We start from the raw sequence: 24346 nt of genomic DNA, 5'->3' as shown, positions 1-24346 counted from the left end.
TGCATCGCTTTTCATTGGTCTTACCGCTAAAACCGGTTCATAAACAACGACTTACGTTGTTTTTTGGCTCAAATGAGACCGCATGAAAAGCGAAGTTGGCTATACTTGCTCGCGTTCAAAAAACCGAAGCCTTTCGATCCAGCCGCGCACGCGCAAACGTTTGCTGAAAATTCAGCCCCACAACGTTTGCTCGCGGTTCCCGGGCGTCTTGCGCCCAAACAAAAAGAAAACCACACCATGCAAACTTCTGCCTTCCACTATCGCAGCTGGGCCGTCGGCACCAAGCTCACTTCCCTTACTCTCGCGCTGGTCGGCGCGCTGTTCGTCGCGGCCATCCTGCTGATCGACCTCACCACGTCGGCCATGCTGGAACAGCGTTCGATGAACCAGATCAGCGGCGAGACGCGCGGCGTGGTCAACATGGTCGAGATGTTTGACCGTTCGGTGAACAGCCAGGTGGAACGCTTCTCCAACATGTTCTCCAACTCTTTCCCGGGCAAGTTCACGCTGGACGCCGGCCGCACCGTGCAGATCGGCGACAAGGCCACGCCAGTGCTGCGTAACGGCGACACCGACCTCAACCTCGACTTCACGATTCCCGACCGATTCACCGCGCAGACCGGCGTGACCGCGACCATCTTCGCCAAGACCGGTGATGATTTCGTACGCGTCTCGACCTCGGTCAAGAAAGAAGACGGCGAACGCGCGGTTGGCACGCTGCTCGACCGTGCGCATCCCGGCTACGCGGCATTGAAGGCGGACAAGTCCTACAGCGGCATCGCCACGCTGTTCGGCAAGCAATACATCACCAAGTACGTGCCGATCAAGGATGCCGCCGGCCAGCTCATCGGTGTGCTGTATGTTGGCGTCGACATCTCCGGCGACATCAAGGCATTGAAAGACAAGATCAAGGCGCTGAAGATCGGCGAGACCGGCTTTTTCTATGTGCTCAACGCCAAGGAAGGCAAGGATTTCGGCACGCTGCTGGCCGGTCCGAAGGATGAAGGCAAGAACCTGCTGGGACTGAAAGACGTCGACGGCAAGGAATTCATCAAGGACATGCTCACCAAGAAGCAAGGCGTGATGCGCTATATGTGGGACAACCCGGACACCGCCGGCCATGCCGGCGAAGAAAAGATCGTCGCCTTCTCGCAATTCCCGGCCTGGAACTGGGTCATCGTCGGCGAGACCTACGCCGAAGAAGTCACCAAGGAAATCGCCGCCATGCGCAACCGCTTCATGCTGTTCGGCGCAATCTTCCTGCTGCTGGTCGGCGTGGTGCTGACCATGGTGATCAAGCGGGTCGTGACGCGTCCGCTGGCGCGCGCCCGTGCCGCCGCCGATTTGCTGGCGAGCGGCGACCTGACTGCGCGCGTGCGCGTCAGCGACGGCCAGCAGGATGAAATCGGGCAGTTGATGCGCGCCGTCAACGGCATCAGCGAAGGCCTGGCCCACGTGGTCGCCGACGTCCGTCAGGGCACCGAGCAGATCACAACGGCCTCGAGCGAAATCGCCACCGGCAACCTTGACCTGTCCTCGCGCACAGAGCAGCAGGCCGGTTCGCTGGAAGAGACCGCCTCGGCGATGGAAGAACTGACCTCGACTGTCAAGCAGAACGCCGACAACGCCGGCCAGGCCAACCAGCTTGCACTGTCCGCATCGGAAGTGGCCTCGCAAGGCGGCGCCGTGGTCGGCAAGGTGATCGACACCATGGGCTCGATCAACGAATCCTCGCGCAAGATCGTCGACATCATCAGCGTGATCGACGGCATCGCCTTCCAGACCAACATCCTCGCCCTGAACGCAGCGGTGGAAGCTGCCCGCGCCGGCGAACAGGGCCGCGGCTTTGCCGTGGTCGCATCGGAAGTGCGCAGCCTGGCGCAACGCTCGGCATCGGCGGCGAAGGAAATCAAGGGCCTCATCGACGACTCGGTCGACAAAGTCGAGGCCGGCAGCAAGCTGGTGGAACAAGCCGGCGCCACCATGGGCGAAGTGGTCGCCAGCGTCAAGCGCGTGACCGACATCGTCGGCGAAATCAGCTCGGCCAGCCAGGAACAGCGCGCCGGCATCGAGCAGGTCAACCACGCCATCGTGCAGATGGAACAAACCACGCAGCAAAACGCCGCACTGGTCGAACAAGCCGCCGCCGCCGCGCAATCGCTGCAGGACCAGGCACACAAGCTGACCGCCTCGGTCAGCACCTTCAAGCTGGACGAAACGCATGCCATGGCGTTCGCCGCACCAACGACACCAGCGGCGCCAGCGCACAAAGTCGTCGCCAAGGCTGCGCCGCTCGTCAAACCGGCGGCTGCACCGAAAATCGTGCCCGTCACCAAACTCCCGGCGGCAAAAAAATCCTTGCCGGCGCCATCCAAGGACGAGGACTGGGAACAGTTCTGAACACAATCGGCACAGCAGGCCAAGGGTGATCCGTGAGCGATCCCTGAGCCTGCTGGCGGTATAATCGCAGGATGAACGCACCAGATCGCCCGCCCCGTCCAATTCGCCCCATCCAGGCCCTGCCCGACCAGCTGATTTCCCAAATCGCTGCCGGCGAAGTCATCGAACGTCCTTCCGCCGTCGTCAAGGAATTGCTGGAGAACGCGCTTGATGCCGGCGCCACGCACATCACCGTGCGCCTGGAACAGGGCGGCGTCAAACGCATCGCCATCACCGACAACGGCCGCGGCATTCCGCCTGAGCAGATGCCGCTGGCGCTGGCGCGTCATGCGACCTCCAAGATTGCTTCGCTGACTGATCTGGAAAACGTCGGCACGCTGGGTTTTCGCGGTGAAGCGCTGGCCTCGATCGCCTCGGTCGCCCAGCTCACGCTGACCACCCGCACCGCCGACGCCGCCCACGCTTGGGAAATCACCGGCTCGCAGGAAGGCACAGTCGTGCCTGCCTCGGGTGCGCCCGGCACCACCATCGACGTGCAGGATCTGTATTTCAACACGCCGGCGCGGCGCAAGTTCCTGAAGTCCGAACAGACCGAATACGGCCACTGCGCCGAAGTCGTGCGCCGCATTGCGCTGGCGCGTCCGGACGTGACGTTTTCGCTGACCCACAACGGCAAGACCGTCGATCACTGGAACACCGGCGAATTCGCCAAGCGCAGCGCCCACATCCTAGGCGATGAGTTCGCCAACGCCCGCCTGCCGCTCGACGAGAGCGCCGGCCCGCTGCGCCTGCACGGCTTTGTCGGTTTGCCGACCGCCTCCAAGGCGCGCGCCGACGGCCAGTATTTTTACGTCAACGGCCGCTTCGTGCGCGACAAATTGCTGGTGCACGCGGTGCGCGCCGCCTACCAGGACGTGCTGCACGGCGACCGCTATCCCTCGTACGCGCTGTCGCTCGACCTCGATCCGGCGCTGGTCGACGTCAACGTCCATCCGTCCAAGATCGAAGTGCGCTTCCGCGACAGCCGCAGCGTGCATCAATTCGTTTTCCACGCGGTCAGCCGCGCATTGGCGGCGACGTCGGCCACCTCCTTCGGCAACGCGCCGGCGCCGCAAGCCGCAGGCAACGGTCCGCTGCCGTGGATGCGCGATCAGCAAGCGCAGCCTCAGCCGCAGTATCAGAACGAATTCGGCGCGCAGCTGAGACCGAATTTCTCCGCCGGCAATTTCGGCGTGGCGCAGAACACGGCGGAATACGGTGCGATGTTCCAACCCGGCGTGCAGACCAATCTGGACATGGCGTCGGTCTTCGGCAGCGAAGCAGCGCCGGGCGCTTTCGCCATGCCGGTCTCCGCCAATACACAATCGCTGCCGGCCGACGACTTCCCGCTCGGCTTCGCGCTGGCGCAGCTGCATGGGATCTACGTGCTGGCGCAAAACAGCAAGGGCCTGGTGGTGGTCGACATGCACGCCGCGCACGAGCGCATCCTGTATGAGCAACTGAAGAACGCGCTCGACGACAACTCCATGTTCGTGCAGCCGCTGCTGATCCCGGTGACCTTCTACGCCGACGCCGTCGAAGTCGGCACCGTCGAAGAACATCAGGAAACCTTGAGCGCACTCGGCTTCGACATCGCCGCGATGTCGCCGACCACGCTGGCCGTGCGCGCGGTGCCGGCGCTGCTCAAGAACGCCGACGCCCAGACCCTGGCGCGCGATGTCTTGCGCGACGTGCGCGAATTCGGCGGCTCACGCGTGCTGCTTGAGCGTCGCAATGAACTGCTCGGCACGCTGGCCTGCCACACCGCGGTGCGCGCCAACCGCAGCCTGACCGTGCCGGAAATGAACGCCCTGCTGCGCCAGATGGAAGCCACCGAGCGCGCAGACCAGTGCAACCACGGCCGTCCGACCTGGAGCCAGCTGGCCCTGTCCGACATGGACAAACTCTTCCTGCGCGGTCAATAGCATGACCGCAACGCCACTGGCGGTCGCCATCATGGGACCGACCGCTTCCGGCAAGACTGCCGCTGCGCTTGAAATCGCCAAACACATTCCCTGCGAAATCATCTCGGTCGACTCGGCGCTGGTGTATCGTGAGATGGACATCGGCACCGCCAAGCCCAACGCCGACGAACTCGCCAGCGTGCCGCATCACCTGATCGACATCATCGATCCGACTGAAGCCTACTCCGCCATGCAGTTCCGCAACGACGCGCTGCGCCTGGCGCAGGACATCCGTGCGCGCGGCAAGCTGCCGCTGCTGGTGGGCGGCACGATGCTGTATTTCAAGGTCTTGCGTGACGGCCTCGACGACCTGCCTGAAGCCGATCCCGAAGTACGCGCGCGCCTGGACGAAGAAGCTGCACGCGATGGCGTACCTGCCCTGCACGCACGCCTCGTCACGCTCGACCCGGAAACCGCCGCCCGCCTCAAACCCAACGACAGCCAGCGCATCCAGCGCGCGCTCGAGATCATCGAACTGACTGGCAAGCCGATGTCGGCGCTGCTCACGCAAAAGACCGCGGCGGCGCTACCCTTCACGCTGCTGCCGCTGGCGCTGGAGCCGTCCGACCGCGCCGTGCTGCACGAACGCATCGCGCGCCGCTTCGACCTCATGCTGGAAAACGACGGCCTGCTGGCCGAAGTCCGCAAGCTGCGCGCCCGCGGCGACCTGCACCTGGGCCTGCCGTCAATGCGCTGCGTCGGCTACCGCCAGGCCTGGGAACATCTCGACGGCCAGTACGACCGCGCCGAAATGCGCGAACGCGGCATCATTGCCACGCGACAACTGGCCAAGCGCCAGATCACCTGGCTGCGCTCGACACCGGACCGCATCGTGATCGACTGCAATGCGCCCGACGCGACGCAGGCGGTGATGGCGTACGTGCGTAAGGCGCTGGAACATTGATTGGATAGGGCCGGCAAGCGCGGGTTAATGAAACAGCAATCTTAGGCTTAAATCTCTTGACACAAGCAAGAACGGACAGCATAATCACGGGCTTGCTTTTGGTGATATAGCTCAGTTGGTTAGAGCACAGCACTCATAATGCTGGGGTCGGTGGTTCAAGTCCACCTATCACCACCAAAGACATCTGAAGGCCCGTGTTCGCACGGGCCTTTTTTGTTTTTTACGGTCAACTTGACCTGCGTCAATTGCCTGCCCTGCCTGGCTTGGAGGACAATCCGACATATCAACGGAGGAGCAATGGCTGGAGTCAGCATCAAGAAGATCATGACCGCGAAGCTCGTCACCGTCACCCTGGACGACAAGCTGGAAACGGTCAAAGAGATTTTCGACAACCTGAAATTCCATCACCTGCTGGTGGTGGAAGAGCGCAAGCTGCTGGGCGTGGTGTCCGATCGCGACCTGCTCAAGGCGCTGAGTCCGAACATCGGCTCGGCCCGGGAAACCTACCAGGACACCGCCAGTCTGAACAAGCGCGTGCACCAGATCATGACGCGGCGGCCGATCGTGCTGCAGGAAAGCGCCACGGTCGATGACGCGATCCAGTCTTTCAATACCCACGGCATTTCCTGCCTGCCGGTGGTCGATCTGAACTTCAGGCCGGTCGGCATCGTCACGTGGCGCGACATTCTCAAGAACCTGCGGATCAATCCAACCAATCCGACCGTCGCGTAAACATCGCCGTTAATTCAGTGCAGCCGCATCCGGCACGATCGTCGCAAAACGATCACCCAACGCCGCCAGCGTCGCACGCTGCACCTCCGCCGCCGGCACCACGCCCTTGCCCAGCGCATCCGGCAGATCGCGCGTGGCGCACGCCGCCGCCACCACCGTCGACACATAGCCATGATCCAGCGCCGAGCGTGTGGTGGCACTGATGCACATGTGGGTGGCGAAGCCAGCGATGATCAGCTCCTTTTTCCCCGCCTTCTTCAGCTCGGCGTCCAGCGTGGTGCCGGCGAAGGAATTCGGCAGCGCCTTGACCACCGTGACTTCGCCGTCCTGCGGCTGCAGGCCGTCGATGATGCCGACGAATTCGCGCTGCGGATCGAATAGCGCCGCACCCGGCTTGGCGTGGTGCACCACGTGGAATACCGGTGCCCCGGCGGCGCGCGCCTGCTTGAGCAAGGCGGCGATCTCGCCGACGGCGGCGTCGATGCCGGCCAGCGGCACACCACCGACGGTGTATTCGGTCTGGTGATCGATCAGCACCAGTGCGGCGTCTTGCCACCTTGGCGAACGCGGTGCGGCGCCGGCGATTTGCAGCAGGGTTTTTGGTGTGGACATGGTTTTTCTCCTTGAGGGTGGTGAACGATGGGATCATCCTAGACGGTTAAAATACGTTCATCAATTCACAAAAACAGGTAGCCATCCGTGAATAAATTCACAGCCGCATCCGACTCGTCTGCACTCCTCGCCGCCGACTGGGAAGGCTTGCGCACCTTTGCCGCGTTTATCGAATCAGGCAGCTTTTCCGGTGCCGCGCGCATGCTGGGCGTGACCCATGCCACTGTCAGCCGGCGCCTGCAAACGCTGGAGCATGCCTTGCACGGCCCGTTGTTTACACGACGCGGCGACGACACCGAACTGACGCGGCTGGGCGAAACGGTGCTGGCCGCCGCGCGCGAAATGCAGGCGCAGACCGCGCAGCTGGCGCGCCGCCTGGCCGGCGAAGACATCCGCATGGAAGGCAAGCTGCGCATCGCCAGCACCGACGCCATGGGCACCATGTTCCTGGCGCCGCGCCTGCCGGCGCTGCTGGAGCGCTGGCCGCAGCTCGACATCGAGTTCAGCATGAGTCACCAGACCGTGAGCCTGGCGCGCCGCGACGCCGACCTGGCGATCCGCTTCGCGCGGCCGCAGGACGGCGACCTGATTGCGCGCAAGCTGGGCAAGATCAGCTACTTCCTGTGCGGCAGCCGCGCACGCGTGGCCGAATGGCGCGCCGCGCCGGCTTCTGCGCCGTTCATCGGCTTCGACGACGGTGTGCCGGATATTCCCGAGACGCAATGGCTGGCGGATCATGCCGGCGGCAATCCGGTGCGCTTCCGCAGCACCAGCCTGGTGACGCAATGCATGGCGGCGCGCGCCGGCGTGGGCATGGCCTTGTTGCCGCATTACCTGCTGGCGCCTGAGCTGGAACTGGCAGAGGCTGCGCCACAGTTGCAGCGCGAGGCCTGGGCGGTGTACCACCGCGATCTGCGGGCACTGCCGCGTCTGCGGGCGGTGCTGGATTGGCTGGAAGGCTGCTTCGCCGACGGATCGCCCGCCTGAATCTGGCGGAAGAGCCGCCGGGAAGTTGCCTTGATGACATTGTTGACATTTTCAACGCCTTTTCCGGCCTCCCCGGATCCGCGCCCGCCTGCGGCTCCGCGCGGGATCCGGTGCTATAATCGCGGACCTTGGAAGCACCGACTGCAGGCGCCCCGGATCGCGCCGCACAAGCCGCCTTTCCGGCTGCCGCGACTGTAGTTTGCCCATGCTCAGCTTCCCCTTGCCGGCGCCTGGCCGATGCGCCCCACAAGCCAACGTGCGCAGGACCCAGCCTCCCGCCGCGCGCTCATGCCTGAATGACATTTATGCAGAAAAAAGTATTCATCAAAACCTTCGGCTGCCAGATGAACGAGTACGACTCGGACAAGATGGCCGACGTGCTGAACCTGTCCGACGGTCTGGTCAAGACCGACCGTCCGGAAGACGCCGACGTGATCCTGCTCAACACCTGTTCGGTGCGCGAAAAGGCGCAGGAAAAAGTGTTCTCGGATCTCGGCCGCCTGCGCGAACTGAAGAAAATCAATCCTGACCTGCTGATCGGCGTCGGCGGTTGCGTGGCCTCCCAGGAAGGTGAAGCCATCGTCAAGCGCGCGCCCTTCGTCGACATGGTATTCGGTCCGCAAACCCTGCATCGCCTGCCGCAGATGATCAGCGAGCGCCGCTTTACCGGCCGCCCGCAGGTCGACATCAGCTTCCCTGAAATCGAAAAGTTCGATCACATGCCGCCGGCCCGCGTTGAAGGCGCGACGGCGTACGTGTCGATCATGGAAGGTTGCAGCAAGTACTGCAGCTACTGTGTGGTGCCGTACACGCGCGGCGAGGAAGTGTCGCGCCGTTTCGAGGACGTGCTGACAGAGGTGGCCGGACTGGCCGCACAAGGTGTCAAGGAAATCACGCTGCTGGGCCAGAACGTCAATGCCTTCCGCGGCGTCATGGAAGACGGCGAGATCGCCGACTTCGCGCTGCTGATCGAATACATCGCCGAGATGCCCGGCATCCAGCGCATTCGTTTCGTCACCAGCCATCCCAAGGAATTCACCCAGCGCCTGATCGACACCTACGCCAAGGTGCCCAAGCTGGTCGATCACCTGTACCTGCCGGCGCAGCACGGTTCCGACCGCATCCTGTCGGCCATGAAGCGCGGCTATACGGCGCTGGAATACAAATCGGTGCTGCGCCGCCTGCGCGAAGTGCGTCCCAACATCACGATTTCGAGCGACTTCATCGTCGGCTTCCCGGGCGAGACAGATGAAGACTTCAACGCGCTGATGAAGCTGATTACCGATATCGGCTTCGACAGCAGCTTCAGCTTTGTCTTCAGCCCGCGGCCAGGTACACCGGCGGCCAACCTGGCCGACGACACGCCTGCCGACGTCAAACTGAAGCGCCTGCAACATCTGCAAGCGGTGGTGCAGGACAATGCCAGCAAGATCAGCCAGGCCATGCTCGGCACGGTCCAGCGCATTCTGGTCGAAGGCCCTTCGAAGAAAGATGCCAACGAATTGCAAGGCCGCACGGAAAACAACCGCGTGGTGAATTTCGACGCCGGCCCGAACGGCGCCCGCCTGATCGGCGAAATGATCGATGTCACCATCGTCCAGACTTTCGCGTTTTCGCTGCGCGGCGAGATCATCGTCAAGCAATGACGCCATCGCCATCCGCTATTTAAATCCACCTGACGACACCGAGCCAGATTGAAAAAATCACCCAACCAGCCTCATTACTTCATCCCGCAACCGCTCGACAACAAGCGCCTGGCGCATCTGTGCGGTCCGCTCGATGAAAACCTGAGGCAGATCTCGTCCGCCCTCGACGTGACGATTTTCCGTCGCGGCGAGAAGTTCATCGTCAGCGGCACCAACGCCGAACGCGCGGTCGCGGTCCTTGATCGTTTCTACACGCGGGCCGACAAGCAGGTATCGGTGGAAGACATTCAGTTGGCGCTGGTCGAACAACGCGCCACCGCGACCATCGACGCCGAACTCGACGATGCGGATATCGCGGTTGACAAGAAAGACAAGACCGAGATCGAAAGCCCGATCCTGAAAACGCGCAAGCACGACCTGCGCGGCCGCACGCCGCACCAGAGCCAGTACCTGCACGCCATCCTCGAGCACGACATCACCTTCGGCGTGGGCCCGGCCGGCACCGGCAAGACTTACCTGGCGGTGGCCTGCGCCGTCGACGCGCTCGAGCGCGACGCCGTGCAGCGCATCGTGCTGACGCGCCCGGCTGTCGAAGCCGGCGAACGCCTGGGCTTCTTGCCGGGAGATCTGGCGCAGAAGGTTGATCCATATCTGCGCCCACTGTACGACGCGCTGTATGACCTGCTCGGTTTCGACCGTACGCAGAAGCTGTTCGAGAAGCAGGCGATCGAAATCGCGCCGCTGGCCTATATGCGCGGCCGCACGCTGAACCACGCCTTCATCATCCTCGACGAGGCGCAGAACACCACGCCGGAACAGATGAAGATGTTCCTCACCCGCATCGGCTTCGGCAGCAAGGCCGTGGTCACCGGCGACGTGACCCAGATCGACTTGCACCACGGCCAGAAGAGCGGCCTGGTCGACGCGCTCAATGTGCTCAATGAGGTGCGCGGCATCGCCTTCTCGCGCTTCACCAGCAGCGACGTGGTGCGCCATCCCATGGTCGCGCGCATTGTCGACGCCTATGAAGCGGTATCGACCGTCAGCAATTCACATGTCACTTCCAACACCGCCGTCAAACGCCTCAGCCAGGGCCTGACCCAGTCAGCCAAGCCACGCCATGCAAAAAAATAAACTGACCCTGTCCGTCCAGTACGCCGATACACGCCTGAAGGACAGCGTGCCGCGTCCGCAGATCCGCCGCTGGATCCAGGCCGCGCTGTTCGCGCCGGCGGAACTGACGATCCGCTTCGTCGACACCGAAGAAGGCCGCACGCTGAACCGCGAATACCGCGAAAAGGATTACGCCACCAACGTGCTGACCTTTGCCTACACGGAAGAGGAAGACGCCGAAGTGACGCAGGCCGACATCATCCTGTGCACCGACGTGCTGGAAAAGGAAGCGTTGGAGCAGAAGAAGCCGCTGCTGGATCACGCGGCGCATCTGATCGTGCACGGCGTGCTGCATGCGCAAGGCTACGATCACGAAGACGAAGAAGAAGCGACCGAAATGGAAACGCTGGAAACTGAAATTCTGGCAGGCCTGGGTTTCGCCGATCCTTACGCGGACCGCCGGTAACACTACCAACATCTGCATCAACATCTGCATCAACATCTGCAACATCGGCAGCACTGAACATTGCCGGCCGCAGCCTTGCGCTGCGACGGCATTGTGTTCCCTGCCTATTTTTCTGCCCTACTTCCCACCTTACTTCCCATCCCCGCCGTCGCGGTAACGCCGCACCGCCCTGCGCATGAAATCCAGCTGACGGCCGAAGCGCGTGCAATGGTCGCAGATAGCCAGATGCCAGCGCAACGTCAGCCGCCGGGCGAAAGATAATTTGCTGTCTTGCGCCTCGCACAAGACGCGATGTGCTTCCTTGCAGTTCATGTCATTGCTCCTGTCGCACTCCGTCTGGCATTGTAAATCAGCCAACCCGCCGTCGCGCTTTCAGCGCCGTTCTCCGGCTCCCTGCATGTTGGTCGTGGCCGGACGTCATTTCTTACAATTCACTGACGATTATTTTTCGCAGTGGCTGCTGATGCCGTTGCGAGCCCTGCCATGCCGTGATTTTCACTTTTTTCAAATTCCTTGTAAGAAACCGCCAACTCGTCCGACCAAGCTGCATGAAACACATATTCGCCATGCATTGAGGAGACGAACTTGAACATCCATGCGCCCACGCTTCCGACGACGTCCGCGACCATCCATCCACTGTGGCTGCGCGTCACGCATTGGATCAACGCGCTCGCCGTCGTGCTCATGATCCTGAGCGGCTGGCGCATCTATAACGCGTCGCCGATTTTTCCCTTCTCGTTTCCCAAGGAATGGACCTTGGGCGGCTGGCTGGGCGGTGCGCTGCAATGGCATTTCGCGGCGATGTGGCTGCTGGCAATCAACGGCGTGATTTACCTGGCGCTCAATCTGCTGAGCGGACGTGCACGGCGCAAGTTCTTTCCGCTGCGCCCGAAGGAAGTCTTCCACGACTTTGTGCAGGCGCTCAAGGGCAAGTTGCAGCACGCGTCTCTGGACCATTACAACGCCGTGCAAAAGTTGGCGTATCTGTCGGTAATCGCCGACCTGGTGCTGATCGTGGTCTCGGGACTGGCGATCTGGAAATCGGTGCAGCTGCCTTTGCTGCGCGACTTGATGGGCGGCTATGACAGCGCGCGCATCGTGCACTTTTTTGCCATGAGTTTCCTGGTGCTGTTCATTGTCGTGCATGTCGCGATGGTGGCGCTGGTGCCGCGCACCTTGCTGGCCATGCTGCGCGGACGCTGAACGCCACTAAACAGAGACCCTTACCATGATCAAGAAACCAAATCGCCTGCCGTCTAACCTCGACGGCGAACTGATCCTCAAGGATGCGCGCCGCGAACTCGAATTGTCGATGCCGTCGCGACGCCTGTTCGGCAAGCGCGCACTGACGCTGGGCGGCCTGTCGCTGCTGAGCGGCTGCAATCTCACCGAGCAGGAATCCGTGAACCGCATGCTGACGAAGATTTCACGCATGAACGATGGTGTGCAGGGCTGGCTGTTCGATCCGAACAAACTGGCGCCGACGTATCCGGCGTCGATGATCACGCGGCCATTTCCGTTCAACGCGTTTTATGGCGAGGATGAAATCACCGAAGTCGACGGCGATGCCTATCGCCTTGAGCTCAAAGGCCTGATTGCCATCCGCCGCACCTGGTCCCTGGCCGAGCTGCGCCGCCTGCCGCAGGTGGAACAGATCACTCGCCACATCTGCGTCGAAGGCTGGAGCGCCATCGGCCGCTGGGGCGGCGTGCCGTTCGCCGGTTTCCTCAAGCATATCGGCGCCGACCTGAGCGCGAAGTACATCGCCTTCCGCTGCGCCGACGACTATTACACCAGCATCGACATGGCCACGGCGCTGCACGCGCAGACGCAGCTGACGCTGACGTATGACGGCGACATACTGCCGCCGAAATACGGTTTCCCGATGAAGCTGCGCATGCCCACCAAGCTGGGCTACAAGAATCCGAAGCATATCGTTTCGATCGAAGTAACCAACACTTACCCCGGCGGTTACTGGGAAGACCAGGGGTACAACTGGTTCGGCGGCGCTTAGCAATCTGCCAAGCATCTGCCGTAGTCATGGCGCTTTTGCCAATTTTCAACATCTAGGAGATTCACATGAAAAAAGCACTCTCGACCCTGTTCGCCTGTCTGATGATGGCTGCCGTATCTGGCGCCTACGCTGCCGATACGATGGCCAAGGACGACATGTCCAAGGATTCCATGTCGAAGGACGGCATGAAGAAGGATGGCATGAAAAAGGACAAGATGAAGAAGGACTCCATGGGCAAGGACGCCATGGCTAAAGACGGCATGGGCAAGGATGAAATGAAGAAAGATGAAATGAAGAAGTAATCTTCGTTTCTTTCGACATGTCTGCGGCATCCCCTCGCCGTGGACATGTCCGTCAGTGCACATGTCCGCCGGGAAACTGTTGCCATTTGATCCAGCCTGCTGCTTGCGTTCGTTGCGCGTCTCAGTCGTGAAAATCGGGTTTTAGTAGATTTGTCATATATTTGTTGTATCCTATGGCTCATCGAAACAACGTCGGACCCACGGCTCACGCCATATGCAAGATCACTCTAGTAGCGTCAAATCTCTTGACGCTAAACCACACCGTTCCCTGTTCGAACGTCTCACCGCCCTCATCTCCCCCGAACCAGAAAACCGAGCAGAGTTGCTCGAGGTCCTGCAAGACGCCCATGAACGCAACCTGATCGACGCCGATGCGCTGTCGATGATCGAAGGTGTATTCCAGGTATCCGATCTCGCCGTGCGCGACATCATGGTGCCGCGTTCGCAGATGGACACCATCGATATCAGCAAGCCGATCGAAACCTGGATGCCCGACGTGCTGTCGACCTCGCATTCGCGCTTCCCTGCGGTTGAAGGCGAGCGCGACAAGGTGGTCGGCGTGCTGCTGGCGAAAGACCTGCTGCGCTATTACGCTGAAGAATCCTTCGACGTGCGCGACATGCTGCGTCCGGCCGTGTTCATTCCCGAATCCAAACGCCTCAATGTGCTGCTGCGCGACTTCCGCGCCAACCGCAACCACATGGCCATCGTGGTCGACGAATACGGCGGTGTCGCCGGGCTGATCACGATTGAAGACGTGCTCGAGCAAATTGTCGGCGACATCGAAGACGAATACGATTTCGACGAGGAAGAAGACAACATCCTCGCCATCAAGGACGGCGCCCACGGGCCGCGCTGGCGCATCAAGGGACTGACCGAGATCACCCAGTTCAACGAGACGCTGGAAACCACCTTCTCCGATGAAGACGCCGACACCATCGGCGGCCTGGTCGCCAACCACCTCGGCCGCGTGCCGCGCAAGGGCGACGAATTCGACATCGGCGGCATGCGCTTCGAAGTGTTGCGCGCCGACGCCCGCCAGGCGCATGTGCTGCTGGTGGAAAAACTGCCGGACACGCCGGCAGCCGAGGAAGAACAATAGTTTTTCCGCGTGAATTCTTCTTCGCCCATCCCTGCTGACTCTACCGATGCTGCGGCTGCCGCCAACAGTTCGACGGTATCGCGCCTTGCACGCTGGACGCCGCTGTTCGCCTTGCTGGCCGGCGTCGCCAACGTGCTGGCGTTCGCGCCGTTCAACATCTGGCCGATACAGATCCTCACGCTGGCCTGGCTGTTCCGCCAGATCTCCCGCACTGCCTCTTTCCGCCGCAATGCCCTGACCGGCTGGCTGTACGGCTTCGGCTGGGCGGCCGCCGGCGTGCACTGGCTCTACATCAGCATGCACGACTACGGCGGCATGGCGGGATGGATGGCGGCGCTGGCGGTGGGCTTGCTGGCGGCTTACCTGGGTCTCTATGCCGCGTTGACCGCAACACTGGCGCGCTGGCTGCAGCAGCGCTGGGCGACCTCGCAAATGGTGCTGTTGCTGCTGCTATTGCCGACGCTGTGGGCCTTGTCGGAATGGCTGCGCGGCTGGCTGTTCACCGGTTTCCCATGGCTGACCTCGGGCTATGCACACAACGTCGGTCCGCTGGCCGGCTTCGCGCCCGTGGTCGGCGTCTATGGCTTGGCCTGGATTGCCGCCATCGTCGCCGGCAGTCTCGCCATGCTGAGCCTGCGCACCGGGCCGCGCGTCCTGCCCGCCGCGCTGACGCTGCTGCTCGCCGGCGCCGGCGTAGCGCTGCACACGGTCGACTGGACACAGGCTGCAGGACAGCCGATCAGCGTACGTTTGCTGCAGGGAAATATTCCGCAGGAGATGAAATTCTCCAACGAAGCGCTGCTGTCGTCGCTGATGATGTACGACGATATGATCCGCAGCGCGCCGGCCGACCTGATCGCCACACCCGAAACCGCTGTGCCGCTGCTGCCGCAGCAACTGCCGCCGGACTATCTGGCGCGCCTGGCGCGCTTTGTACAGACTTCGGGCAGCCATCTGGCGCTGGGGATTCCCTTGTCCGACGGACCCGGCCAGTACGCCAACAGCATGGTCGGTTTTTCTCCTGATCCGGCCAGCGAGCGCACACCGTATCGCTACGACAAACATCACCTGGTGCCTTTCGGCGAATTCATCCCGCTCGGTTTCCGCTGGTTCGTCGACATGATGAGCATTCCGCTGGGTGACATGACGCGTGGCAAACCCTTGCAGCTTCCATTCCAGGTCAAGCAGCAATGGATCATGCCCAACATCTGCTACGAGGATCTGTTCGGTGAAGAGATCGCCGCCCAGCTCGGCGGCGCCTACTACACCGGGCAGCCGCAGGCCAGCATGCTGCTGAACCTGTCCAACATCGCCTGGTTCGGCAATTCGATCGCGCTGCCGCAGCACTTGCAGATCTCCCAGATGCGCGCGCTGGAAACCGGCCGCCCGATGCTGCGCGCGACCAACACCGGCGCGACCGCCGTGATCGGCCCCAAAGGCCAGTTGGTGTCGGAACTGCAGCCTTACACGCGCAACATGCTGAGCGCCTCGGTGCAAGGTTTCCAGGGCCAGACGCCCTACATCCTGCTCGGCAACAAGCTGATGCTGGCGCTGGCGATCGCCGCGCTGGCGGCGGCCTGGCTGCTGTCGCGCCGCAAACGCTAGTCGCCACCGCGTTTTTCTTTGTTCGTTCCCGGGCCTGTCTTCGTTATTTCCGGCCTGTTCCTGCGTTTGGGCCGCATGGCCCCCTCAAAAACCGCTAAAATTCAGGGTTTTAGCAATTCCTTGCCCGCCATCACCGGCAACATAAAAAGATGCTTACATTTCAACAGATCATTCTCAAGCTGCAAGAATATTGGGATGCGCAAGGATGCGCATTGCTCCAGCCCTACGACATGGAAGTCGGTGCCGGCACTTCGCACACCGCGACCTTCCTGCGCGCCATCGGGCCTGAGCCATGGCGCGCCGCCTACGTGCAACCGTCGCGCCGCCCCAAGGACGGCCGCTACGGCGAAAACCCCAACCGCATGCAGCACTACTACCAATACCAGGTGGTGCTGAAGCCGGCGCCTGAGAACATCCTCGACCTGTACCTCGGTTCGCTCGAAGCGCTGGGCCTGGACCTGAAGCAAAACGACGTGCGTTTCGTCGAAGACGACTGGGAAAACCCGACGCTGGGCGCCTGGGGCCTGGGCTGGGAAGTCTGGCTCAACGGCATGGAAGTGACGCAATTCACCTACTTCCAGCAAGTCGGCGGCCTCGACTGCAAACCGGTGCTGGGAGAAATCACCTATGGCATCGAGCGCCTGGCGATGTACCTGCAAAACGTGGAAAACGTCTACGACCTGATCTGGACCGAATGGGTCGAGAACGGCGTCAAGAAGAAGCTGACCTACGGCGACGTGTTCCACCAGAACGAAGTCGAGCAATCGACCTTCAACTTCGAATATTCGAATACCGACTTCCTGTTCTCGCTGTTCGGCAACTACGAAGCCGAAGCCAAGCGCCTGCTGGAAGTGCCGCTGGCGCTGCCGGCCTACGAAATGATCCTGAAGGCGGCGCATACCTTCAACCTGCTGGATGCACGCGGCGCCATCTCGGTCACCGAGCGCGCAGCCTACATCGGCCGCATCCGCAACCTGTCGCGCGCCGTGGCGCAGGCATATTACGAATCGCGCGAGCGCCTCGGCTTCCCGATGGCGGATGCCGACGTTTCGCGCCAGGCGGCTTGAATAAAGCATTGATCGGATCGCGCTGCGGCTGACACCCGCTGTAGCGCCAAATAAGCAAGAAATCGGCAAGAAAACAGAAAATGACTCAAACACTTTTAGTAGAACTCCTGACCGAAGAACTGCCTCCCAAGGTGCTCGCCAAACTGGGCGACGCTTTTGCCAACGGGATTTTCAACGGACTGAAATCGCGCGACTTCCTTGAAGAAGGCGCGGTCGCCACCGCTTACGCGACACCGCGTCGCCTGGCGGTTTCCATCACTAAAGTACGCGCCACCTCGCTCGACAAGGCTATCCGCGAAAAGGTATTGCCGGTCAGCGTCGCTCTCGACGCCGAAGGTCGCCCTGCGGCGCCGCTGGTCAAGAAACTGGCGGCACTGGCGGTGCAAGTCGGCGCCACCGTGATCACCCCGGACCAGCTGGAACGCGCTCAGGACGGCAAGGCCGAAAGCTTCTTCTACAACTACACCGCCAAGGGCGGCGCGCTGCAATCCGGTCTGCAAGCGGCACTGGAAGAATCGGTCGCCAAGCTGCCGATTCCGAAGGTGATGAGCTACCAGCGCCAGCACGGCCGTGACGCAGGCAATACCGTGCATTTCGTGCGTCCGGCACACCGCCTGATCGCTCTGCACGGCGCCGCCGTGGTGCCGCTGAACATCCTCGGCCTCGACGCCGACAAGATCACCCAAGGCCATCGTTTCCTGTCACAGGGCGCGATCGCGATCGACTCGCCCGAGACCTATGTCGAAACGCTGATCAGCAAGGGCAAAGTCATTCCCGGCTTCACAGAACGCAAGGAAAAGATCCGCCTCGACCTGCTCGGCAAGGCCGGCGACGACAAGGTCCTGATGCCGGAAGCGCTGCTCGATGAAGTCACGGCGCTGGTCGAATGGCCGGTGGTCTACGAATGCAAGTTCGACGACCAGTTCCTGGCAGTGCCGCAGGAATGCCTGATCCTGACCATGCAGACCAACCAGAAATATTTTGCGCTGACGGATGCGAACGGCAAGCTGCGCTCGCGCTTCCTGATCGTTTCGAATCTGGAAACCGCCAACCCGCAGCACATCATCCAGGGCAACGAACGCGTGGTGCGTCCGCGCCTGTCGGATGCGAAGTTCTTCTTCGAGCAAGACAAGAAGAAGACGCTGGCCGACCGCGTCCCGCAACTGGCTAACGTCGTGTATCACAACAAGCTGGGCAACCAGTTGCAACGCACCGAGCGCGTCCAGGCGCTGGCCGGTGCGATTGCCAAATTGCTGGGCAATGATGTGGCGCTGGCCGAACGCGGCGCGCTGCTGGCCAAGACCGATCTGCTGACCGACATGGTGGGCGAGTTCCCTGAGCTGCAAGGCATCATGGGCACCTACTACGCGCGTCACGACGGCGAGCCGGATGAAGTCGCGCTGGCCGCTTCCGAACACTATCAGCCGCGCTTCGCCGGCGACGCCCTGCCGTCGTCCGCGACCGGCACCGCCGTGGCGCTGGCCGACAAACTGGAAACCCTGGTCGGCATCTGGGGCATCGGCCTGCAGCCGACCGGCGACAAGGATCCGTTCGCGCTGCGCCGCCATGCGCTGGGCGTATTGCGCATGCTGGTTGAAAAGCGTCTGCCGCTGGCGATTCCTGCCTTGCTGCAGGCCGCCGTGGCGCAATTTGCCGGCAACAGCAATTTCAAGGACCCGAGCGCCGACGTCAGCGCCTTCCTGTTTGATCGCCTGCGCGGCTTGCTGCGCGAGCGCAATTACTCGCCCAACGAGATCGAAGCGGTGGTGGCGCAGCAGCCGGCAGTACTCGACAACATCACCGAACGCCTGGATGCGGTGCAAGCCTTCGCCGCGCTGCCGGAAGCCGAAGCGCTGGCCGCCGCCAACAAGCGCATCACCAATATCCTCAAGAAGATCGAGGGTGGAGTGAGTGGCACCGTGCAGAACGGCTTGCTGCGCGAAGCCGCCGAGCAGGCGCTGTATTCGGCCATGCTGCTGCTCAAGCCGCAAGTCGATGCCGCGTATGCGCAAGGCAATTTCAGCGGCGCGTTGAAGGCGCTGGCGCAACTGCGCCAGAACGTCGATGCCTTCTTCAACGACGTCATGGTCAATGCAGAGGACGAACAGCTGCGCAAGAATCGCCAGGCCTTGCTGGCCGAATTGCATCAGATGCTCAACCAGGTCGCCGACATTTCCAAGCTGGCGGCATAAGGTCCATCAAGTTCTCAGGGATAGGGTAAGAAGAACATGAAGCTGATCATTCTGGATCGCGATGGCGTGATCAACCAGGACTCGGACGCCTTTATCAAGTCGCCCGCGGAATGGATTCCGATCAAGGGTTCGCTGGAAGCGATCGCCCGCCTCAACCAGGCCGGTTATCGCGTCGTCGTCGCGACCAATCAGTCGGGCGTAGGCCGCGGACTGTTTGACATGATGACGCTCAACGCCATCCATCAGAAGATGCACAATGCCGCGCAGCAGGTCGGCGCCGATATCGACGCCGTGTTCTTTTGCCCGCATGCGGCCGACGACAACTGCGATTGCCGCAAGCCCAAGCCGGGCATGTTCAACGAAATTTCCAAGCGCTTCGGCGTCAGCCTGCGCGGCGGCGTGGTGACCGTAGGGGATTCGCTACGCGACCTGCAGGCCGGTTTCGTGGCCGGTTGTGCGCCGTTCCTGGTGCTCACCGGCAAGGGCGAGAAGACCCGCGAAAAAGGCGGCCTGCCGCCCGGTACGCTGATCTATCCGGACCTCGCCGGCGTAGTCGACTTCATATTGAAAGCACCGGTAGAAATGTCGGTTTAGTGGATAAGTGAGAAGGCAGCGGGCCGCCGCATTGCGGACACGGCCGCACCGACTCTGAAAAGGGAGACTGTATTTTGCGTATCAACCTGTTTTTGCGTTCCGTGCTGTTCACGCTGGTGATGACCGTGACCACCGTAGTGTGGTCGATGGCGTGCATCCTGTTCGCGCCGTTCCCGTACGCGCAGCGCTATTACCTGACTTCGCGCTGGAACGTCATCGTGATCTGGGCAGCGCGCGTGATCTGCGGCATCCGCTATCAGGTCAAGGGCATGGAAAACCTGCCCGACGCGCCGGTGATCCTGCTATCCAAGCACCAATCGGCGTGGGAAACGATTTTCTACCTGATCATCATGCCGCGTCCGCTGGTGTTCGTGTTCAAGAAGGAGCTGACCTACATCCCGTTCTTCGGCTGGGGCATCGCCTTGTTGCGCATGATCCCGATCGACCGCAGCAAGGGCCGCGACGCCTTCGCGCAAGTCGTGGTGCAGGGACGCAAGCGCCTGGCCGACGGCCAGTGGGTAATCATGTTCCCGGAAGGCACGCGCATTCCGGTCGGCCAGACCGGCAAGTACAAGCACGGCGGCTCGCGCCTGGCGGTGGAAACCAACACCGTGGTCGTGCCTGTCGCAGTCAACGCCGGCGAGTGCTGGCCGAAGGGCTCATTCATCAAAACTCCGGGTATGATCACGGTATCGATCGGCAAACCTATCTCGCCGGAAGGCCTGGATCCTGCACAGTTAAGCCAACGCGTTGAAAATTGGATAGAATCTGAAATGCGCGTGATTTCCCCGGCGGTTTATGCCGCCGTCGACAAAACAAGAAACTGACACCATCGGCCCCACTACATTGAAACTGCTTCGTCACTCTCAGCCGGATCCTAACCAGCTTACGCTGCAACTGGATTTCTTCACACCGACGCCTCTTGAGACGACGCAGGACAGCCCACCGCCACCGCTTTTGCAGCAGGACCTCGCACCGGCGCCCGAACTGAAACAGCAGACGCCGTTGCCGCCGATGTCGCCGCCGATCGGCCGTCCCGCCGATGGCATGCGGCGCATCCAGCTGGGCGAACATCATCTCGACTATGCGCTGCTGCGTTCGAAGCGCCGCTCGATCGGCTTCCTGATCAGCGATGAAGGCTTGCGCGTGACTGCGCCGAAATGGGTGACCCTGGGCGAGATCGAAAACGCCATCCGCGAAAAGCAGCGCTGGATCTTCACAAAACTCAATGAACGCCGCGAACGCTCGGCGCGCCGCCTTCAACCGCAGATGCAATGGCTAGACGGCGCCACCCTGCCCTATCTTGGACAGGACATCACCTTGCGTATCCGCGCCCATCAGGCGGCCGGCATTGCTTACGATGAAGACACGCTGGAGTTGACGGTAGGCTTGCCTGCCGACGCCGGCGAACAGCAGTTGAAAGACCGCGTGCAAGGTTGGCTGCAAGCGCGCGCCAAGGAAACCTTTGCAGCGCGCCTGCCGATCTACGCCGAGAAACTGGGCGTGACTTACCAGTCGTTCGCGCTATCGTCGGCCACCACGCAATGGGGTTCCTGTACTGCCGACGGTCGCATCCGCCTGAACTGGCGCCTGATGCATTTTTCCCTGCCGCTGATCGATTACGTGATCGCGCACGAGTTGTCGCACCTGCGCGAAATGAACCACAGCCCACGCTTCTGGGCCACGGTACAATCGATCTTCCCTGAATTCGAAACCGCCAAGCGCGCCCTGCGCGACAGCGCACCCGAGACTTTGCCGATTTTCTGACCGGCAATTCCGTTCGACAAAAAAATCGGCCTGCCGCATGTCTCCATGCAGCAGGCCGAATCGTTTATACGTCGGTTTACCTTAGTCTTTGCGTTCGATGAACTCGATCTTGTAGCCGTCGGGGTCCGTCACGAAGGCGATCACGGTGCTGCCGCCCTTGACCGGGCCGGCTTCGCGCGTCACGTTGCCGCCCGAAGAGCGTGCGGCGTCACAGGCCTTGTAGGCATCGTCGACCGAGATCGCGATATGGCCGTAGGCGGTGCCCATTTCATACTTGTCGACGCCGTGGTTGTAGGTCAGCTCGAGTTCGGCGTGATCCGGATTGCTGCCGTAACCGAGGAAAGCCAGGGTGTATTTGTATTCTGTGTTTTCGCTGGTGCGCAGCAATTTCATGCCGAGCACCTTGGTGTAGAAATCGATGGAGCGTTGCAGGTCGCCAACCCGGAGCATGGTGTGCAGGATGCGCATAGTGAGCCTTTGCCTAAGAACTTATCGGAGTGCAGGATTGTAGCGCTGTTCGCGTCGGCTTGCCGGCGTGCATTATTTACGTCGCGTTCCAGATCGGGAAAATGCCGCGCGCCTGCGGTCAGATGGCGGCAGGCGCGCAGTGATGGCGATAACGTCAAACGATCAGAACTGCTCCCAGTCGTCGTCCTTGGTGGTGACAGGCGTGCGTGCGGCAGCCGGCAGACGCGGCGTTTCCTGCTTGCGCGCCAGCGATGGCGTCTTTGGCGTCACGTCATGCGAACGCTGCTGGACGGACGACGCGGCGCCGGCATTATTCGGCAGGCGATTGCTATCGATCTTGAACACGCCGACGATCTGCGACAAGCTGGTGGCCTGATCCTGCAGTGATTGTGCGGCAGCGGCGGCTTCTTCCACCAAGGCGGCGTTCTGCTGCGTAACCTGATCCATCTGCGTGACAGCTTGGTTGACCTGCTCGATGCCCTCGCTTTGTTCGCGGCTGGCTTCGGTGATTTCACCGACGATATCGGTCACGCGACGCACGCTGCTGACCACCTCGTTCATGGTCTGGCCAGCCTGCTCGACGAGCTTGCTGCCGGAATCCACTTTCTCCACCGAGTCGTCGATCAGCGATTTGATTTCTTTGGCGGCAGCGGCGCTGCGCTGCGCCAGCGTGCGTACTTCGCTGGCCACCACTGCGAACCCGCGGCCCTGCTCACCGGCGCGGGCGGCTTCCACCGCAGCGTTCAAGGCCAGGATATTGGTCTGGAAGGCGATGCCGTCGATCACGCTGATGATGTCGACGATCTTGCGCGAGGACGCATTGATCGATTCCATCGTATGCACCACCTTGCCGACCACGTTGCCGCCTTCGACCGCGACGGCCGACGCCGACACGGCCAGCTTGTTTGCTTCGCGTGCGTTTTCGGCGTTCTGCTTGACGGTGGAAGTCAGCTCCTCCATTGACGAGGCGGTTTCTTCAAGCGAACTGGCCTGCTGCTCGGTGCGGCTGGACAGGTCCAGGTTACCGGCGGCGATCTGGGTCGATGCGGTGGCGATGGTGTCGGTGCCGTGGCGAACCCGGCTGACGATATCGAGCAGGTTGTCGTTCATGGAGCGCAAGGCGCGCAGCAACTGGCCGGTTTCATCCTTGCCGGACGCATCGAACTGCGAGGTCAGATCACCTGCTGCAACGGTCTCCGCGACCTTGACGGCGCGACTCAAGGGCGATGTAATGCTCCGCGTGACCAGCCAGGCGATCAGGCCTGCGAACACCAGCGCGATGGCGCTTAGTGCAATCACCAGATTGCGCGCTTCGAGATATTCTTCTTCGACTTCCTTGCTGGCAACATGCATCAATTCATTCTGATGCGCGATCAGGGTTTCCACTGCCGACATATAGGTCAGTTGCAGCGGCCGCACCGTCTGCAGCAGCAATACCGTCGCTTCGTTCTTCGCACCGGACACGACCAGGCGCAGCACTTCGTCGCGACCGGCGTTGTATTGCGTGCGTGCATCCATGATCGATTTCATGAGCGCACGCCCCTTGTCGCCGGTGATCAGGCTGTCGAGCTTTTCAAGCGTGGTTTTGGTGTTGTCGCTGGCGGTCCGGATGGTCTGCATTTCCTTGCCGACCTCGTCGGCATCGGTCATCAACAGCACGTTGCGCGAAGATCGCGCGATCACATTGACGTTCTTGATGATGTCGTTGGCCAGCACCGTCTTCGGATACTTGTCGTTGATGACTTCGTCCATCTGTTCATTGAGCCCGGACAGGCGTGTCACCCCGAGCACTGCCATGGCGACCAGCAACAGCACCAGGAAGCCGAATCCTAAACCCAGACGTGCCCCGATCTTGAAATTCGCTATGCGCATACATTTCCCCTTGTCATGTAAAAGTGCAATTGAACGTATTGGCTGACGGCTGACGCGACGCGTCCCGGTTACTCCGATCCGGATGAGTCGATACTACGCGCCGGGAGATCACGCTTCAACAAGCATTTGTCGAAGGCGTCGCTGATGCAATGACGCAATATTGAAGTGCGGAAAATTTCCGCAAGACTAATCCGCAACGCGTCGCGCTGCCATCGGGAAATTCCTGATGACCATGTGCGACGTTCCCCCGTCAGATGACAGCATGCGCAAATACAGGTTTCATCTCACGGTCGGCGAACTATGATGAAAGAAAGGACGATCATCCGCGCAGCTGTCATAAGCGAGCCGCTGCGCGAGAGAACCTGCTGATCTCTTCGCCTGCCTGCCGTTTGCCGCCTTTCGTGGTGCGGTTCCGACAGGGTTGAATCGTCAATGCCGTAAAGCAAGATTTATTTTTGCTTGCAGGCCTTGGTTTGGCGTCGATTATTTGCGTAATACGC

General features: G+C 61.4%; 23 protein-coding genes and 1 tRNA gene. 19 read left to right on the top strand and 5 right to left on the bottom strand.

Annotated features, from left to right (window positions below; genetic code table 11):
- Positions 1-237 precede the first annotated feature (237 nt).
- The 5 genes from ACIROY_RS08455 to ACIROY_RS08435 all read left to right on the top strand — a co-directional run bounded on the left by ACIROY_RS08455 (position 238) and on the right by ACIROY_RS08435 (position 6039).
- Complete coding sequence (locus tag ACIROY_RS08455; protein ID WP_402341151.1) at positions 238-2400, top strand: Cache 3/Cache 2 fusion domain-containing protein; 2163 nt, start codon at positions 238-240, stop codon at positions 2398-2400.
- A 71-nt stretch (positions 2401-2471) separates the two neighbouring features.
- Entirely contained in the window at positions 2472-4364 is a 1893-nt protein-coding gene (mutL, locus tag ACIROY_RS08450) for a DNA mismatch repair endonuclease MutL (protein WP_402341149.1), read from the top strand.
- Between the two features lies 1 nt (position 4365).
- Positions 4366-5307 (top strand): tRNA (adenosine(37)-N6)-dimethylallyltransferase MiaA, encoded by a 942-nt coding sequence (gene miaA / locus ACIROY_RS08445; protein ID WP_402341147.1) that lies wholly within the window; start codon positions 4366-4368, stop codon positions 5305-5307.
- A gap of 100 nt (positions 5308-5407) precedes the next feature.
- Positions 5408-5484, top strand: a tRNA-Met gene (locus tag ACIROY_RS08440).
- A gap of 120 nt (positions 5485-5604) precedes the next feature.
- Positions 5605-6039 carry a CBS domain-containing protein gene (locus ACIROY_RS08435; RefSeq protein ID WP_402274423.1) on the top strand — a complete coding sequence of 145 codons (435 nt, stop codon included), beginning with the start codon at positions 5605-5607 and terminating at the stop codon, positions 6037-6039.
- Positions 6040-6048: 9 nt separating this feature from the next.
- Here ACIROY_RS08435 and ACIROY_RS08430 read toward each other — a convergent pair whose 3' ends face one another.
- On the bottom strand, positions 6049-6651 hold the full coding sequence (locus ACIROY_RS08430) for a cysteine hydrolase family protein (RefSeq protein ID WP_402341145.1): 603 nt from the start codon (positions 6649-6651) through the stop codon (positions 6049-6051).
- Between the two features lie 87 nt (positions 6652-6738).
- On the opposite strand from ACIROY_RS08430, the gene ACIROY_RS08425 reads away from it, so the two are divergent.
- From ACIROY_RS08425 to ybeY, 4 genes are all read left to right on the top strand, one after another.
- Positions 6739-7638: a LysR family transcriptional regulator gene (locus ACIROY_RS08425; RefSeq protein ID WP_402341143.1), complete on the top strand. Its 900-nt coding sequence runs from the start codon at positions 6739-6741 to the stop codon at positions 7636-7638.
- A gap of 305 nt (positions 7639-7943) precedes the next feature.
- On the top strand, positions 7944-9284 hold the full coding sequence (gene miaB / locus ACIROY_RS08420) for a tRNA (N6-isopentenyl adenosine(37)-C2)-methylthiotransferase MiaB (RefSeq protein ID WP_402341141.1): 1341 nt from the start codon (positions 7944-7946) through the stop codon (positions 9282-9284).
- A gap of 48 nt (positions 9285-9332) precedes the next feature.
- On the top strand, positions 9333-10418 hold the full coding sequence (locus tag ACIROY_RS08415) for a PhoH family protein (RefSeq protein WP_402274415.1): 1086 nt from the start codon (positions 9333-9335) through the stop codon (positions 10416-10418).
- The gene (gene ybeY, locus ACIROY_RS08410; RefSeq protein ID WP_402274413.1) at positions 10405-10863 is read left to right on the top strand and encodes an rRNA maturation RNase YbeY; all 459 of its coding nucleotides are present in this window, start codon (positions 10405-10407) and stop codon (positions 10861-10863) included. The genes ACIROY_RS08415 and ybeY overlap by 14 nt, the downstream gene beginning before the upstream one ends.
- 129 nt (positions 10864-10992) lie before the next feature.
- Here the strand turns inward: ybeY and ACIROY_RS08405 are convergent, their stop codons facing one another.
- The gene (locus ACIROY_RS08405; protein ID WP_402341139.1) at positions 10993-11175 is read right to left on the bottom strand and encodes an anti-sigma factor; all 183 of its coding nucleotides are present in this window, start codon (positions 11173-11175) and stop codon (positions 10993-10995) included.
- Between the two features lie 119 nt (positions 11176-11294).
- Complete coding sequence (locus ACIROY_RS08400; protein WP_402341137.1) at positions 11295-11456, bottom strand: hypothetical protein; 162 nt, start codon at positions 11454-11456, stop codon at positions 11295-11297.
- Here ACIROY_RS08400 and ACIROY_RS08395 point away from each other — a divergent pair.
- From ACIROY_RS08395 to ACIROY_RS08350, 10 genes are all read left to right on the top strand, one after another.
- Complete coding sequence (locus ACIROY_RS08395) at positions 11449-12066, top strand: cytochrome b/b6 domain-containing protein (RefSeq protein ID WP_402341135.1); 618 nt, start codon at positions 11449-11451, stop codon at positions 12064-12066. The genes ACIROY_RS08400 and ACIROY_RS08395 overlap by 8 nt on opposite strands.
- A 25-nt stretch (positions 12067-12091) precedes the next feature.
- Positions 12092-12877 (top strand): molybdopterin-dependent oxidoreductase, encoded by a 786-nt coding sequence (locus ACIROY_RS08390; RefSeq protein WP_402274407.1) that lies wholly within the window; start codon positions 12092-12094, stop codon positions 12875-12877.
- Positions 12878-12942: 65 nt separating this feature from the next.
- The gene (locus ACIROY_RS08385) at positions 12943-13179 is read left to right on the top strand and encodes a pentapeptide MXKDX repeat protein (protein WP_402341133.1); all 237 of its coding nucleotides are present in this window, start codon (positions 12943-12945) and stop codon (positions 13177-13179) included.
- A gap of 214 nt (positions 13180-13393) precedes the next feature.
- On the top strand, positions 13394-14281 hold the full coding sequence (locus ACIROY_RS08380; RefSeq protein WP_402341131.1) for an HlyC/CorC family transporter: 888 nt from the start codon (positions 13394-13396) through the stop codon (positions 14279-14281).
- A 9-nt stretch (positions 14282-14290) separates the two neighbouring features.
- Positions 14291-15886 carry an apolipoprotein N-acyltransferase gene (gene lnt, locus ACIROY_RS08375; RefSeq protein ID WP_402341129.1) on the top strand — a complete coding sequence of 532 codons (1596 nt, stop codon included), beginning with the start codon at positions 14291-14293 and terminating at the stop codon, positions 15884-15886.
- Between the two features lie 149 nt (positions 15887-16035).
- Positions 16036-16953, top strand: a complete 918-nt coding sequence (gene glyQ, locus ACIROY_RS08370; RefSeq protein WP_402274395.1) for a glycine--tRNA ligase subunit alpha — start codon at positions 16036-16038, stop codon at positions 16951-16953.
- Between the two features lie 80 nt (positions 16954-17033).
- Complete coding sequence (gene glyS / locus ACIROY_RS08365) at positions 17034-19145, top strand: glycine--tRNA ligase subunit beta (RefSeq protein WP_402274393.1); 2112 nt, start codon at positions 17034-17036, stop codon at positions 19143-19145.
- Between the two features lie 36 nt (positions 19146-19181).
- Complete coding sequence (gene gmhB / locus ACIROY_RS08360; RefSeq protein WP_402274390.1) at positions 19182-19739, top strand: D-glycero-beta-D-manno-heptose 1,7-bisphosphate 7-phosphatase; 558 nt, start codon at positions 19182-19184, stop codon at positions 19737-19739.
- A 74-nt stretch (positions 19740-19813) separates the two neighbouring features.
- On the top strand, positions 19814-20566 hold the full coding sequence (locus ACIROY_RS08355; RefSeq protein ID WP_402274388.1) for a lysophospholipid acyltransferase family protein: 753 nt from the start codon (positions 19814-19816) through the stop codon (positions 20564-20566).
- A gap of 19 nt (positions 20567-20585) precedes the next feature.
- Positions 20586-21506 (top strand): M48 family metallopeptidase, encoded by a 921-nt coding sequence (locus tag ACIROY_RS08350; protein WP_402274385.1) that lies wholly within the window; start codon positions 20586-20588, stop codon positions 21504-21506.
- 81 nt (positions 21507-21587) lie between these two features.
- Here the strand turns inward: ACIROY_RS08350 and gloA are convergent, their stop codons facing one another.
- Positions 21588-21974: a lactoylglutathione lyase gene (gene gloA / locus ACIROY_RS08345; RefSeq protein ID WP_016832138.1), complete on the bottom strand. Its 387-nt coding sequence runs from the start codon at positions 21972-21974 to the stop codon at positions 21588-21590.
- 162 nt (positions 21975-22136) lie between these two features.
- The gene (locus tag ACIROY_RS08340) at positions 22137-23846 is read right to left on the bottom strand and encodes a methyl-accepting chemotaxis protein (protein ID WP_402274382.1); all 1710 of its coding nucleotides are present in this window, start codon (positions 23844-23846) and stop codon (positions 22137-22139) included.
- Positions 23847-24346 lie beyond the last annotated feature (500 nt).

Source organism: Herbaspirillum sp. NPDC101396, from assembly GCF_044767365.1.
In the GTDB taxonomy this organism is placed as follows: domain Bacteria; phylum Pseudomonadota; class Gammaproteobacteria; order Burkholderiales; family Burkholderiaceae_D; genus Herbaspirillum.
This window is presented reverse-complemented; position numbering and strand designations above follow the sequence as displayed.

Coding starts and splice junctions, on each gene's coding strand:
- ACIROY_RS08380 (WP_402341131.1), top strand. CDS start 13,394: ATGCAAGATCACTCTAGTAGCGTCAAATCTCTTGACGCTAAACCACAC.
- gmhB (WP_402274390.1), top strand. CDS start 19,182: ATGAAGCTGATCATTCTGGATCGCGATGGCGTGATCAACCAGGACTCG.
- ACIROY_RS08405 (WP_402341139.1), bottom strand. CDS start 11,175: ATGAACTGCAAGGAAGCACATCGCGTCTTGTGCGAGGCGCAAGACAGC.
- glyS (WP_402274393.1), top strand. CDS start 17,034: ATGACTCAAACACTTTTAGTAGAACTCCTGACCGAAGAACTGCCTCCC.
- miaB (WP_402341141.1), top strand. CDS start 7,944: ATGCAGAAAAAAGTATTCATCAAAACCTTCGGCTGCCAGATGAACGAG.
- ACIROY_RS08400 (WP_402341137.1), bottom strand. CDS start 11,456: ATGTTCAAGTTCGTCTCCTCAATGCATGGCGAATATGTGTTTCATGCA.
- ACIROY_RS08455 (WP_402341151.1), top strand. CDS start 238: ATGCAAACTTCTGCCTTCCACTATCGCAGCTGGGCCGTCGGCACCAAG.
- ACIROY_RS08430 (WP_402341145.1), bottom strand. CDS start 6,651: ATGTCCACACCAAAAACCCTGCTGCAAATCGCCGGCGCCGCACCGCGT.
- miaA (WP_402341147.1), top strand. CDS start 4,366: ATGACCGCAACGCCACTGGCGGTCGCCATCATGGGACCGACCGCTTCC.
- ACIROY_RS08390 (WP_402274407.1), top strand. CDS start 12,092: ATGATCAAGAAACCAAATCGCCTGCCGTCTAACCTCGACGGCGAACTG.
- ACIROY_RS08385 (WP_402341133.1), top strand. CDS start 12,943: ATGAAAAAAGCACTCTCGACCCTGTTCGCCTGTCTGATGATGGCTGCC.
- gloA (WP_016832138.1), bottom strand. CDS start 21,974: ATGCGCATCCTGCACACCATGCTCCGGGTTGGCGACCTGCAACGCTCC.
- mutL (WP_402341149.1), top strand. CDS start 2,472: ATGAACGCACCAGATCGCCCGCCCCGTCCAATTCGCCCCATCCAGGCC.
- glyQ (WP_402274395.1), top strand. CDS start 16,036: ATGCTTACATTTCAACAGATCATTCTCAAGCTGCAAGAATATTGGGAT.
- ACIROY_RS08435 (WP_402274423.1), top strand. CDS start 5,605: ATGGCTGGAGTCAGCATCAAGAAGATCATGACCGCGAAGCTCGTCACC.
- ACIROY_RS08340 (WP_402274382.1), bottom strand. CDS start 23,846: ATGCGCATAGCGAATTTCAAGATCGGGGCACGTCTGGGTTTAGGATTC.
- ybeY (WP_402274413.1), top strand. CDS start 10,405: ATGCAAAAAAATAAACTGACCCTGTCCGTCCAGTACGCCGATACACGC.